Genomic DNA, 11,975 nt, shown 5'->3' on the forward strand with positions numbered 1-11,975 from the left:
CGCTGGTGCTGCGCGCGCAGCAGCGGCGTCAGGACTGGGCCGCGCCGGAGCGGCTGCAGCGCTGGGCCCGTGAACGCCGCAGCGAGAATACGGTGTCCGCGCATGGCTTTGACGCAATCAACTCGATTTTCTCCAACGACGAGATGCACCTGACCCTGGCACGTGGACGTGCGCTGGGCTGTGCGGGGAAGTGGCCGCCCCTGGTGTCGGCGTTGTGGAAGCGCGCCGCCGGCCTGTAGGTCAAAGAAGATCGAAAACTGGAAGCGCGGCCCTCCGTGGCTGCGCAGACTTTGGCGCGGCTGGCGCCATCCGGGTATCCGGCGGCGCCGCCGCGACCATCTATTTCCGGAAGCCCCGCTCATGACGATCCCGAAGTTCATCCTGCCCCTTTTGTCCCACGCCGCGCCCCGGAGTGCGGCCGCCAGGGAGGTCAAGGAGATCAACCGGGCGCTGGTGGCTGCGAACGGCATCAAGGGACTACTGGTGTCGGTGCGCAACCTGCCGCTCAGCCTGAGCACCTCCGCCCTGCGCGCGGAAGGCCGCCTGGAAGGCTTCCTCGGGAAGCTCGACACCGCATTGCCGACCCGGCAGGACTATCGCGACGCACGCGCCAGCATCGATGTGATCACTGCCGATCTCAAGCGCATGGATAAAACCATGTGCCGCCACCAAGGCACGCCGGGCAGTGCCAACCACGATGACTACACCGCCACCCACGAGAAGTACATCGGTATCCTCAAGGTGCAGCACACCATCCCGACCAAGTATTTCCGGGCCAGGTAAAGCGGCGTGTGCGCTGCGGCGACGGCGTTGTTACGTCGCCGCGGGCTCGAAGTGATCGAATTCTGCAAGTGGTCGCCCCCGGTTGGCGGGCAGACTGAACGGGCGTGGCTGATCCGGAACGGGTGGCTTGGCGACGCCCACACGTCTTCCCGGACCTCCAGGAGCTTCATGGCCTCCCCGATTCCTCCGATTCCACCCATCCGTGCGCTGTGGCCAAGGCTGACACGCGATGAGGCGCTTGCGCTCACCACCCGGGCGATGGCGCAGGCACCCGATGCGGTGACATCGCAGATGCGTACGCTGCTGGTCCAGATCAGGAACGTGGGCCAGGCTGGGGACGACACCCGGTCGATGCTGCCGGCGAGCGACCGCCTGCAGCAGTTCGTGAACGCGGTGGAGAGCCAGGCGCAGCCGTCGCCGCAGTGCTTCGCCAACCAGCTGGTCAACGTCGGGCACCTTGCAGAAGACCTGCGTGACCGGTTGGGTCGGACCGACTCGGAATCCGTGCGCGAAAAGCTGCGCGTCGCCCTGGATACGACGGTCCGTATCCAACGCTTCTCCGGTCGCGGCACGGACTGACCCGGCCGGCGGCAATCACCACGCCAGGACGGTGATCTCTTCGCGGTCGTGGTACAGCTGCTTGGCGCGCACGTTCAACGGCCGCCCGGCCTGGTCCTGGAACAGCTCCAGGCAGAGGCGGGTTTCGTCCCAACGCTTCTTCATCGGCAGCTTGAGGTTGAAGATCGCATGCCGGCACCAGCCTTCGCGGAACCAGGTGGCCATGCGCTCGGCGACCCGGCGCGGCTGTTCGACCATGTCGCAGACCATCCAGTCCAGCGGCGCCTCGGGCTGCCAGTGGAAGCCGTCGGCACGCAGGTGTTCAACCAGGCCGGTCTCAAGCACGTGTTCGCGCAGCGGGCCGTTGTCCACGCTGATCACGTGCATGTGCTGGCGGGTCAGCACCCAGGTCCAGCCGCCGGGCGCGGCGCCGAGGTCGGCGGCGCGCATGCCGGGCCGGACCAGCTGTTCGCGTTCATCCGGGCTCATCAGCGTCAGCAGCGCCTCGTCCAGCTTCAATGCCGAGCGCGAGGGCGCTTCGGGCAGCAGCTTCAGGCGCGGAATGCCCAGCGCCCATGGCGCACTGTCGCGGGTGTCGGCCACGCAGACGAAGGCGTGGCGTCCATCGACGAACACCACATGCAGGCGCGGCAGGGCCGTGTTGGGCTTGTCGGTAAGCAGGCCGGCCTTGCGCAGCGCCGGGCGCAGCGCATTGCCGAAGGCGCGCGCCAGCCCGGCCAGCGGTTTGCCTTCATCCGAATCGGGATGTTCCACCCACATGTCGCCGAACCGCTGCTGTCCTTCCAGCGCGGCCAGGATCGGAGTGATCCGGTCGCTGGGATCGAGCTCGCGCAGTTCGGCCAGCACGACCAGCTTCTGCCGGGCGAAGATCAGCGACCGCCAGGGCAGCGCCCTGGACAGCGCCGCGCCTTCGTCGGTGGCGAACAGCACGTAGCCATCATTGCGCTGGGTACGCGCATAGCCGGCGATAGTGGCGTAGGCCGCGCGCTCGGACAGCTCACCGGCCAGTTCCGGCTCGAAGCCCTGCCGGCACAGGCACAGCAGGCCGCTCATCGACGCACGCCGATGGTGTGGAAATCAGTAATGCGCACCGTTGGTTTCCCCGTACTGGCGCAGTACCGCGCGCGCTGCGTCGCGCTCGATGTCGCGCACGACCTCGATGCCGCGCTTGTTGAGTTCACCGATCCAGTCGGCCGGGAGCGGGCCTTCATCGAACGGGGTGAGTTCTTCCACATCCTGCGCGCTGGCGCCGATCAGCAGGCGGTCGATGCCGGCCCAGATGGTGGCGCCATAGCACTGGCAGCACGGCTGCGAGGAGGTGGCCAGGGTGATCGGCGACAGCACGTCGTTCAACCGCGGCGTCTGCAGGCGCTGCTGGGCCAGCATGTAGGCCATGTTTTCGGCATGCGCGAGCGAGGTGCTGTGCGGCACCACGCGGTTCACGCCGGCGGCGATGACGCGGTCGTCGGGGCCGAACACCACCGCGCCGAACGGGCCGCCGGTCGCGGCCTCGACGTTCAGGCGCGACAGTTCGATGGCCAGCGCGACCTTGGCCGCGTCACCGGGATGGGCACGGCCCAGGTCGACCTGGTCGTGGATCCAGGCCGGCAGGGTGAGATGGACTTGCGCGTACAGCATGGTCTACAACCTTCGGTATTCGGTGGGGCTCACGCCGACCAGGTGTCGCGCAGGGTCACGCTGCGGTTGAACACCGGCGCGGCGGCGGTATGGTCGCGGCGGTCGGCGACGAAGTAGCCGGTGCGCTCGAACTGGAACGACTGTTCCGGGGTGGCGCTGGCCGCTGCCGGTTCGACATAGCCGGTGACGGTGCGGCGGGATTCCGGGTTCAGGTAATCGCGGTAGGTCCTGCCTTCGGACTCGTCGTCGGGGTTGGGTACCGAGAACAGGCGGTCATAGAGGCGGATTTCGGCGGGCACGCCGTGCGCCGCGCTGACCCAATGGATGGTGCCCTTGACCTTGCGGTTGGCGCCTTCCATGCCCGGTCGCGATTCCGGGTCGAGCCAGCCGCGCAGTTCGGTGATGTTGCCGTCGGCGTCCTTGACCACTTCGTCGCAGCGGATGATGCCGGCACCGCGCAGGCGGACTTCGCCACCCGGCACCAGGCGCTTCCAGCCCTTGGGCGGGACTTCGGCAAAGTCTTCGCGTTCGATCCACAGTTCGCGGGCGAACGGCACCTCGCGGCTGCCGAACGCCTCGTCCTTGGGGTGGTTGGCGAAGGCCAGGGTTTCGACGTGTCCGTCGGGCAGGTTGGTCAGGACCAGTTTGACCGGGTCGATCACGGCCATGCGGCGCGCGGCGGCGGCGTCGAGGTCTTCGCGCAGGGCGCCTTCGAGCACGCTGAAGTCGATCAGCGAATTCTGCTTGCTGATGCCCACGCGTTCGGCGAACAGGCGCATGGCGGCCGGGGTGTAGCCGCGGCGACGCAGGCCCTGCAGGGTCGGCATGCGCGGGTCTTCCCAGCCATCCACCAGCTGCTCGGTGACCAGCGCCATCAGCTTGCGCTTGCTCATCACGGTGTAGTTGATGTTCAGCCGCGAGAACTCGATCTGGCGCGGCTTGGCGGCTTCGCGCGGCAGGCCGCGCTCGACCAGCGGGGCGGTCAGCGCGTCGTCATGGGCGAAGTCGACGTTGTCCACGCACCAGTCGTACAGCGGGCGATGGTCTTCGAATTCCAGGGTGCACAGCGAGTGGGTGATGCCTTCGATCGAATCGCCCAGCGCATGGGCGAAGTCGTACATCGGATAGATCGGCCAGGCATTGCCGGTGTTCTGGTGCTCGACGTGCTTGATGCGGTACAGCGCGGGGTCGCGCAGGTTGATGTTGCCGCTGGCCATGTCGATCTTCGCGCGCACGGTGCGTGCGCCGTCCGGGAACTCACCGGCACGCATGCGCCGGAACAGGTCCAGGTTCTCGTCGATGCTGCGGTCGCGCCACGGCGACGGGCGGCCGGGCTCGGTCAGGGTGCCGCGGTAGGCGCGCACTTCTTCGGCGGACAGGTCGCAGACGTAGGCCTTGCCGTCGCGGATCAGCTTTTCGGCGGCCAGGTAATAGGCGTCGAAATAGTCCGAGGCGTGGCGCAGCTCGTTCCACTCGAAGCCCAGCCAGCGCACGTCGTCCTGGATGGCAGCGACGTATTCGGGGTCTTCCTTCGCCGGATTGGTATCGTCGAAGCGCAGGTTGCACACGCCGGCGAACTCACCGGCAATGCCGAAGTTCAGGCAGATCGACTTGGCGTGGCCGATGTGCAGGTAGCCGTTGGGCTCGGGCGGGAAGCGGGTCTTGATCGCCTGGTGCTTGCCGGTGGCCAGGTCCTCGCGGACGATCTGACGGATGAAATCCCGCTTTTCAGGGGCTTCCGGAAGGGCGTCGGTGGGGGCGGCAGTAGGCTCGGACATGATGCGAAGGCAGAAGGCAGAAAGAATGACAGTCTAACGCGTCCCCCGGCGGTTGGACGGGGTACGCACGCCTCCCACCGTTCATGACGGCCGGCCAACGGCCGGCGCTACCGTCTGCGGGGTATGCTGCGGTGAACGCGGCGAGGAGCCTTCCATGCATGTGATCTACCAGGCCGACAACCTGTTCGACGCCCATCTGGTCAAGCACGCGCTGGAGGATGCGGGCATCCCGGCGTTCGTGTTCGGCGAGCAGCTGCTGGGCGGGATGGGCGAGCTGCCGCTGTTCGGGGTGTTGCGGGTCTGCATTCCGGACCTGGCCCGGCCCGAGGCCGAGCAGATCGTGGCCGGGCTGGACTTGGGCGGGACGGCGGACGACCCCATATTCGACGGTGACGAAAGCGCCGGCCTGTCGCCGGCCTAGGAGACCGCCATGTTGGGAATTGCCAAGGGCCTGTTGGGCATTGGAGCATTCAAGCAGCGCCTGCCGCGCGCCGACGAGGCGCTGCCGGGCCGTGAGCACCCGTTGCCGCTGCACAACCAGCACTATGTGAACAGCCACCCGCTCAAGGACGGCTTTGCCGGCCTGGAACGCATCCGCTTCGCGATGGGCTGCTTCTGGGGCGCCGAGCGCAAGTTCTGGACGCTGCCGGGGGTGTACTCGACGTCGGTGGGGTATGCCGGCGGGCTGACCCCGAACCCGACCTACGAGGAGGTGTGCTCGGGCCTGACCGGGCATACGGAGATCGTGGAAGTGGTGTACGACCCGGCGATCATCAGCGTGGAGCAGCTGCTGCAGGTGTTCTGGGAGAACCACGACCCGACCCAGGGCATGCGCCAGGGCAACGACACCGGCACCCAGTACCGGTCGGCGATCCATGCCACGACGTCTGCGCAGCACGAGGCAGCCCTGGCCAGCCGCGAGGCCTACCAGCCGCGCCTGGCCGTGAAGGGGTACGGCGCGATCACCACGGACATCGAGTTCCCTGCACCAACGTACTACTACGCCGAGGACTACCACCAGCAGTACCTGGCCAAGAACCCGAACGGCTACTGCGGCATCGGCGGCACCGGCGTGAGCTGCCCGATCGGCGTGGGCGCCTGATCCCGGTTTCGCTGGGCGGCCTGGTGGCGCGCGATCCCGTAGAGCCGGGCTCTGCCCGGCTGCTTCACGCATTCGGGCGAACAGCCGTTGGTTCAATCATCGCCCGGGCAGGGCCGGCGGGTGCGGGTTTGCGGGACACGCCGTGAACCCATCCATGGGGGCTCGTAGAAAACATCCATGTTTTCTACGGTCCCGCAAACCCGCCCCCGCCGACCCTCGATAGGGTGTGAGTGGCCACGGGAAGATCAACGGCATTGCCGATCATTTTCATGCGTTAACGGGCGCGGTGACGTTCCGTGCCGTCGTTCGGGAACCGACGCTACCGTCCCCAGGACCATTCGGCGTAGAGCCACGCCCTGCGTGGCTGCCTTTTGCATCCGCCCGCGACTCACCATCTGGGGCTGCCCGCCGGCCGCCCCTGCACGCATGAACTGAAACGCTGCTGCTGGCGCGATCCTGGAAAAGCAAACGGGACGGCTGCAATCGCTGCACCCGTCCCGCTTATGCACTCTTACGTCTGGAACGGCTTACAGCCGTTCGCGGATCGTCTGGCGCAATGCTTCCAGATCCTTGGCGAACGCATCGATACCGGCGGCAAGCTTCTCGGTGGCCATCGGGTCGGCGGCCAGGTCGGTGGCGAACCGGGCGGCGTCGATCGGGGTGACATCCACCGCTTCGGCGGCACCTGCCACCAGCTTGCGCGGCAGCTCGCCGTGGTCGGCGTCCAGCTTTTCCAGCAGGTCCGGCGAAATGGTCAGGCGGTCGCAACCGGCCAGCGCTTCGATCTGCGCGGTGGAGCGGAACGATGCTCCCATCACCACTGTCGGCGAACCACGGCGCTTGAACTCGGCGTACACGCCACGCACGAACACCACGCCCGGGTCGGCGTCGATGCTGGCCGGCGCCTGGCCGTTGGCCACGTACCAGTCCAGGATCCGGCCCACGAACGGGGAGATCAGGAATGCGCCGGCCTCGCTGCACGCCAGCGCCTGGGTCGGATTGAAGATCAGGGTCAGGTTGCAGTCGATGCCTTCGGCCTGCAGCTGGCGCGCCGCTTCAACGCCTTCCCAGGTCGCCGCGATCTTGATCAGCACCTTGCTGCGCGGCACGCCCGCCGCCTCGTACATCGCGATGAACGCGCGCGCCTTGCGCACCGTCGCCGTCGTGTCATGCGCCAGGTCCGCATCGACCTCGGTCGACACCCGGCCCGGCACCAGCGTGCTCAGCAGCGTACCCACGCCGACCGTCAGCCGGTCCGCCACCGCAGGCACCACGGCTTCGCGCTCGCTGGACTGCTCGCGGCCCCAGGCCAGCTCGCGCTCGATCAGCTCCGCATACACCGGCAGGTCCAGCGCTTTCTTCACCAGCGTCGGATTGGTCGTGCAGTCGACCGGCTTCAGGCGCTTGATCGCCTCGTAATCGCCGGTGTCGGCGACCACCACCGACAGATCGCGCAGCTGCGCAAGTTTGGACGGGGTTGCGGTACTCATTTCGGCTCCTGGAGTGTTACCTGGGCCCTGCGCGACGCGCGGCAGGGACGATCAATTCTTCTGCGGATTGTGCACCGCGGTCACCCGCAGGCGCAGCTTGCGGCCGCCGGGCGCATCCCAGTCCATGCTCTGGCCAACGGCCAGGCCGAGCAGGGCGGTGCCTACCGGCGCAAGGATCGATACCTTGCCCTGGTCCACGTCCGCCTCGTGCGGGTAGACCAGCGTCAGTTCGTGCTTGTCGCCGTGCAGCTCATCTTCGCACTCCACCCGCGAATGCATCATGACGACGCCCTCGGGCATCTCCGCAGCTTCCAGCACCGTCGCGCGGTTGAGCTCGCGCGCCAGGGCCTGGCCGGCCGGGGTGTGTTCTACAGCAGGTGAATCAAGCATGGCTTCCAGCTGGTTCATGTCGCGGCTGGAAACGGTGATCGAAGGCGGCAGGCCGCTGGCGGTGGACATCTGGAACTCCTGTGATGTTGGGAAAGGCCCATGCAAAAGGCGGCGCCTGCTGGCACCGCCTTGTCCTATTGTGCTGCCTATCCGCGGCGGATGCGACCGTTGCGCCGCTGCCGGTTCAGCGACGCGTCTATACCCGGGGCTGCAGCGCGCGCGGCGGGGCCGGGTCGGTTTCGCCGATGTCCAGCTCGAACAGCTTCTCGGGCAGGCGCTTGAACTGCTCGGCCAGCTGCTCCAGGAAACCGGTCATCGCCGAACTGCGGCGCCAGACCATCGCGATGCGCCGGCTCGGCCGGTCCTCGCCCTCGAAGTCGAGCAGGCGGATGTTGTCCGAGCGCGGCACCGGCGGCTTCACCGACAGCGTGGGCAGCAGGGTGATGCCGACGTCGGCCGCGACCATCTGCCGCAGCGTTTCCAGGCTGGTGGCGCGGAACTCGGACTTTTCGTTGGCACCGAACAACCGGCATACCGCCAGCGCCTGGTCGCGCAGGCAGTGCCCGTCCTCCAGCAGCAGCAGTTTCTGCGAGGACAGCTCCTGCACGTCCAAATGATGGCGGCGCGCCAGCGGATGCTGCCCCGACACCGCCAGCAGGAACGGCTCCTCGAACAGGAATTCGGCGTGCAGCTGGTCGTCGTCCAGCGGCAGCGCCAGCAGCGCCGCGTCCAGCCGTCCGTCGCGCAGGCGGTGCAGCAGCTCGTCGCTCTTTTCCTCGACCAGCAGCAGCTCCAGCTGCGGGAAGCGCCCGCGGATGTTGGGGATCACGTGGGGCAGCAGGTACGGGCCCAGGGTCGGGAAGATGCCCAGCCGCACCGCGCCGGCTTCCGGATCGCGGCTGCGCCGTGCCGCCTCCTTCATCTGTTCGATTTCGGCCACGATGACGCGCGCACGTGCAGCGGCTTCCACCCCGGCCGGGGTCAGCATGACTTTGCGGGGGGCACGCTCCACCAGCGGCAGGCCCAGCTCATCCTCGAGCTTCTTGATCTGGGTCGACAACGTCGGCTGGCTGACGAAGCAGGACGCCGCCGCGCGACCAAAGTGGCGATGGTCGGCCAGCGCCACCAGATATTTCAGATCACGTAGGTTCATTTCCTTGTACCTCTAAACGGTAATGGACCGGGTGATGGCGTGGTTTACCCAGCAGGCAAAAAGGGTCCCCGGCGAACCGGGGACCCGACGTTTCAGGCAGCTTCGGCGACAGCGCCGCTGCTCTTGGGAACGGTAGTACGTATCAGGTGATCGAAGGCGCTCAGCGCCGCGGTCGAGCCGGCACCCATCGCGATGATGATCTGCTTGTAGGGTACGGTTGTGCAATCACCTGCGGCGAATACGCCAGCAACACTGGTCTGGCCACGGTCGTCAATGACCACTTCCCCGCGCGGCGACAGCGCCACGCTGTCCTTCAGCCATTCGGTGTTGGGCAGCAGGCCGATCTGCACGAACACACCTTCCAGCGCCACCCGGTGCGAGTCGCCGCCGACCCGGTCCAGGTAGACCAGGCCGTTGACCTTCTGGCCATCGCCCAGCACTTCCTGGGTGAGCGCGCTGGTGATGATGGTCACGTTGCCGAGGCTGCGCAGTTTCTTCTGCAGCACTTCGTCGGCGCGGAGCTTGTCGTCGAACTCCAGAAGGGTCACATGCGTCACGATGCCGGCCAGGTCGATCGCCGCTTCAACGCCGGAGTTGCCGCCACCGATCACCGCCACGCGCTTGCCCTTGAACAGCGGACCGTCGCAGTGCGGGCAGTACGCCACGCCCTTGTTGCGGTACTGGTCTTCGCCGGGCACGTTCATCTGGCGCCAGCGCGCACCGGTGGACAGGATCACCGAGCGCGACTTCAGCGACGCGCCGTTTTCCAGCCTGACCTCGACCAGGCCATCGTCGCCGGCCGGCACCAGCGCACTCGCGCGCTGCAGGTTCATGATGTCCACGTCGTACTCGCGCACATGCTGTTCCAGCGCCGTCGCCAGCTTCGGGCCTTCGGTTTCCTTGACCGAGACGAAGTTCTCGATCGCCATGGTGTCCAGCACCTGGCCACCGAAACGCTCGGCTGCCACGCCGGTACGGATGCCCTTGCGCGCGGCGTAGATCGCCGCGGCGGCACCGGCCGGACCGCCGCCGATCACCAGCACGTCGTACGGCGCCCTGGCCGCGATCTTCTCTGCGTCGCGCTTAGCCGAGCCTGTATCCAGCTTGGCCACGATCTGTTCGAGGCTCATGCGGCCCTGGTCGAACACTTCACCGTTGAGGTAGACGGTGGGCACCGACATGATCTGGCGCGCTTCGACTTCGGCCGGGAACAGCCCGCCGTCGATCGCCACGTGCTGGATGCGCGGGTTCAGCACCGCCGCCAGGTTCAGCGCCTGCACCACGTCCGGGCAGTTCTGGCAGGACAGCGAGAAGTAGGTCTCGAACCGGTACTCGCCTTCCAGCGACTGCACCTGCTCGATCACCTCGGCGGTGGCCTTGGACGGGTGCCCACCCACCTGCAGCAGCGCCAGCACCAGCGAGGTGAACTCGTGGCCCATCGGCAAGCCGGCGAAGGCGAGGTGGATGTCCTGGCCCGGGGTGGTCAGCGCGAACGAGGGGGTACGCTCGGCGCCATCGCGGCGCACGTCCAGCGTGATCTGGTTGGACAGCCCCACCAGGGTTTCAAGCAGTTCGAGCATTTCCTGCGACTTGGCGCCGTCGTCGGCATGCGCGGTGATCTGGATCGGCCGGGTCACGCGTTCCAGGTAGGTCTTCAGCTGCGACTGGAGGTTGGCATCCAACATCGAAAAACTCCTTGATTCAGGCAAAGGAACTGCGTCGACGTACCGCTACGGTACATCTGGGCGGCATGGGGGTGAACCAAAGCCGGCGCGGATGGGCACCGGCTTGGGTTCACCCCCACTCCCGTCTGGACGGGAATGGGGATGGGACCTGCGTGGAACCGGGGGCTTAGATCTTGCCGACCAGGTCCAGCGACGGGGTCAGGGTCTTCTCGCCTTCCTTCCACTTGGCCGGGCACACCTGGTTCGGGTTGGCGGCGGTGAACTGGGCAGCCTTCAGCTTGCGCAGGGTCTCGGACACGTCACGGGCGATCTCGTTGGAGTGGATCTCCAGGGTCTTGATCACGCCTTCCGGGTTGATGATGAAGGTACCGCGCAGGGCCAGGCCTTCTTCAGCGATATGCACGCCGAAGGCGTTGGTCAGCTGGTGGGTCGGGTCGCCGACCAGCGGGAACTGGGCCTTGCCGACGGCCGGCGAGGTTTCGTGCCACACCTTGTGCGAGAAGTGGGTGTCGGTGGTGACGATGTACACCTCGGCACCGGCCTTCTGGAACTCGGCGTAATGGTCGGCGGCGTCCTCGATCTCGGTCGGGCAGTTGAAGGTGAAGGCGGCCGGCATGAAGATCAGGACCGACCACTGGCCCTTCAGGGTGCTGTCGGAAACCTTGATGAACTCGCCATTCTGGTAGGCGTTGGCTTCAAACGGCTTGATCTGGGTATTGATGAGCGACATCGAATTTCCTCGTGGTGAAGGGGGATGGGTGAAGCGACCAACACAGGTTAGCGGCTTGTTTCCGATAAGGACAATGCATTGATTCCATCTATGCAATAGACATAGTCTATCGAAAAGGGCTGATCGGCGAGTGAATGATCGGCTGGATTCATGACAGATCCCTTGCCGCGCAAGGGATGTGGCGAAAACGGGGGTAGGGCGCCTCGATAGTCATTGCTTATCCGCGCCACGGCCAGGCTGAACAGACTTTCAGCCCGGCCGTTGCCGCGATTGACCTACACTGCGCCCCCACCGTCGCCCAGGCCCGCCATGACCGCTGCCCCGCAGGAGATCCGCACGCTGCTTGCCGACGCCGCCCGCGTGCTGCCCGGGGCGGACGGGCGGCACGAGGCCGAGCTGCTGTTGCTGCACGTGCTGAGGCGGGAGCGCAGCTGGCTGTTCGCGCACGCCACCGACCTGGTCGACCCCGCCAGCGGCCAGGCGTTCGCCGAGCTGCTGCAGCGTCGCCTTGCCGGTGAGCCGGTGGCCTACCTGCTGGGCCGGCGCGGCTTCTGGACGCTGGACCTGGCGGTCAGCCCGGACACCCTGATACCGCGCCCGGAAACCGAGCGGCTGGTGGAGCTGGCGCTGGAGCGCCTGCCCGAGGC

General features: G+C 66.9%; 12 protein-coding genes and 2 pseudogenes. 6 read left to right on the plus strand and 8 right to left on the minus strand.

The genetic code is table 11. The features are described 5' to 3' along the window. The 3 genes and pseudogenes from RWO33_RS15870 to RWO33_RS15880 all read left to right on the plus strand — a co-directional run. A pseudogene (locus RWO33_RS15870) lies at window positions 1-239 on the plus strand (UbiH/UbiF family hydroxylase); the annotation flags it as partial. 121 nt (window positions 240-360) lie between these two features. After that, window positions 361-783 (plus strand): hypothetical protein, encoded by a 423-nt coding sequence (locus RWO33_RS15875; RefSeq protein WP_314106139.1) that lies wholly within the window; start codon window positions 361-363, stop codon window positions 781-783. Between the two features lie 168 nt (window positions 784-951). Beyond that, window positions 952-1,362 (plus strand): hypothetical protein, encoded by a 411-nt coding sequence (locus tag RWO33_RS15880; protein ID WP_314106141.1) that lies wholly within the window; start codon window positions 952-954, stop codon window positions 1,360-1,362. 15 nt (window positions 1,363-1,377) lie between these two features. Here the strand turns inward: RWO33_RS15880 and rlmM are convergent, their stop codons facing one another. Genes rlmM through RWO33_RS15895 form a run of 3 tightly spaced genes read right to left on the minus strand, consistent with a single transcriptional unit; the run spans window position 1,378 to window position 4,778 of the window. Further along, window positions 1,378-2,415, minus strand: a complete 1,038-nt coding sequence (gene rlmM, locus RWO33_RS15885) for a 23S rRNA (cytidine(2498)-2'-O)-methyltransferase RlmM (RefSeq protein WP_314106143.1) — start codon at window positions 2,413-2,415, stop codon at window positions 1,378-1,380. A 24-nt stretch (window positions 2,416-2,439) separates the two neighbouring features. Continuing rightward, entirely contained in the window at window positions 2,440-3,000 is a 561-nt protein-coding gene (locus RWO33_RS15890; RefSeq protein WP_145481583.1) for a nucleoside deaminase, read from the minus strand. Window positions 3,001-3,029: 29 nt separating this feature from the next. Next, window positions 3,030-4,778, minus strand: coding sequence for a glutamine--tRNA ligase/YqeY domain fusion protein (locus tag RWO33_RS15895; RefSeq protein WP_314106145.1), 1,749 nt, complete (start codon window positions 4,776-4,778; stop codon window positions 3,030-3,032). 154 nt (window positions 4,779-4,932) lie between these two features. Here RWO33_RS15895 and RWO33_RS15900 point away from each other — a divergent pair, with 154 nt between their 5' ends. After that, the gene (locus RWO33_RS15900) at window positions 4,933-5,199 is read left to right on the plus strand and encodes a DUF2007 domain-containing protein (protein WP_314106147.1); all 267 of its coding nucleotides are present in this window, start codon (window positions 4,933-4,935) and stop codon (window positions 5,197-5,199) included. Window positions 5,200-5,229: 30 nt separating this feature from the next. Continuing rightward, window positions 5,230-5,880: a peptide-methionine (S)-S-oxide reductase MsrA gene (gene msrA, locus RWO33_RS15905; RefSeq protein WP_314106156.1), complete on the plus strand. Its 651-nt coding sequence runs from the start codon at window positions 5,230-5,232 to the stop codon at window positions 5,878-5,880. A gap of 527 nt (window positions 5,881-6,407) precedes the next feature. Here msrA and RWO33_RS15910 read toward each other — a convergent pair. From RWO33_RS15910 to ahpC, 5 genes are all read right to left on the minus strand, one after another. Beyond that, window positions 6,408-7,370, minus strand: coding sequence for a transaldolase (locus RWO33_RS15910; protein WP_314106149.1), 963 nt, complete (start codon window positions 7,368-7,370; stop codon window positions 6,408-6,410). A gap of 51 nt (window positions 7,371-7,421) precedes the next feature. Beyond that, window positions 7,422-7,829 carry a nucleoside diphosphate kinase regulator gene (gene rnk / locus RWO33_RS15915; protein ID WP_145481587.1) on the minus strand — a complete coding sequence of 136 codons (408 nt, stop codon included), beginning with the start codon at window positions 7,827-7,829 and terminating at the stop codon, window positions 7,422-7,424. Between the two features lie 127 nt (window positions 7,830-7,956). Continuing rightward, window positions 7,957-8,913, minus strand: a complete 957-nt coding sequence (gene oxyR / locus RWO33_RS15920; protein ID WP_145481588.1) for a DNA-binding transcriptional regulator OxyR — start codon at window positions 8,911-8,913, stop codon at window positions 7,957-7,959. A 92-nt stretch (window positions 8,914-9,005) separates the two neighbouring features. Continuing rightward, a complete protein-coding gene (ahpF, locus tag RWO33_RS15925; protein ID WP_314106153.1) occupies window positions 9,006-10,598 on the minus strand; it encodes an alkyl hydroperoxide reductase subunit F in 1,593 nt (530 codons plus the stop codon). A 166-nt stretch (window positions 10,599-10,764) separates the two neighbouring features. Then, the gene (gene ahpC / locus RWO33_RS15930; protein WP_068849365.1) at window positions 10,765-11,328 is read right to left on the minus strand and encodes an alkyl hydroperoxide reductase subunit C; all 564 of its coding nucleotides are present in this window, start codon (window positions 11,326-11,328) and stop codon (window positions 10,765-10,767) included. 309 nt (window positions 11,329-11,637) lie between these two features. Between ahpC and RWO33_RS15935 the strand changes: the two are divergent. Further along, window positions 11,638-11,975 (plus strand): annotated as a pseudogene (locus RWO33_RS15935) (protein-(glutamine-N5) methyltransferase, release factor-specific); the annotation flags it as partial.

The sequence above is a fragment of the uncultured Stenotrophomonas sp. genome (genome assembly GCF_963519925.1).
In the GTDB taxonomy this organism is placed as follows: domain Bacteria; phylum Pseudomonadota; class Gammaproteobacteria; order Xanthomonadales; family Xanthomonadaceae; genus Stenotrophomonas; species Stenotrophomonas maltophilia_AE.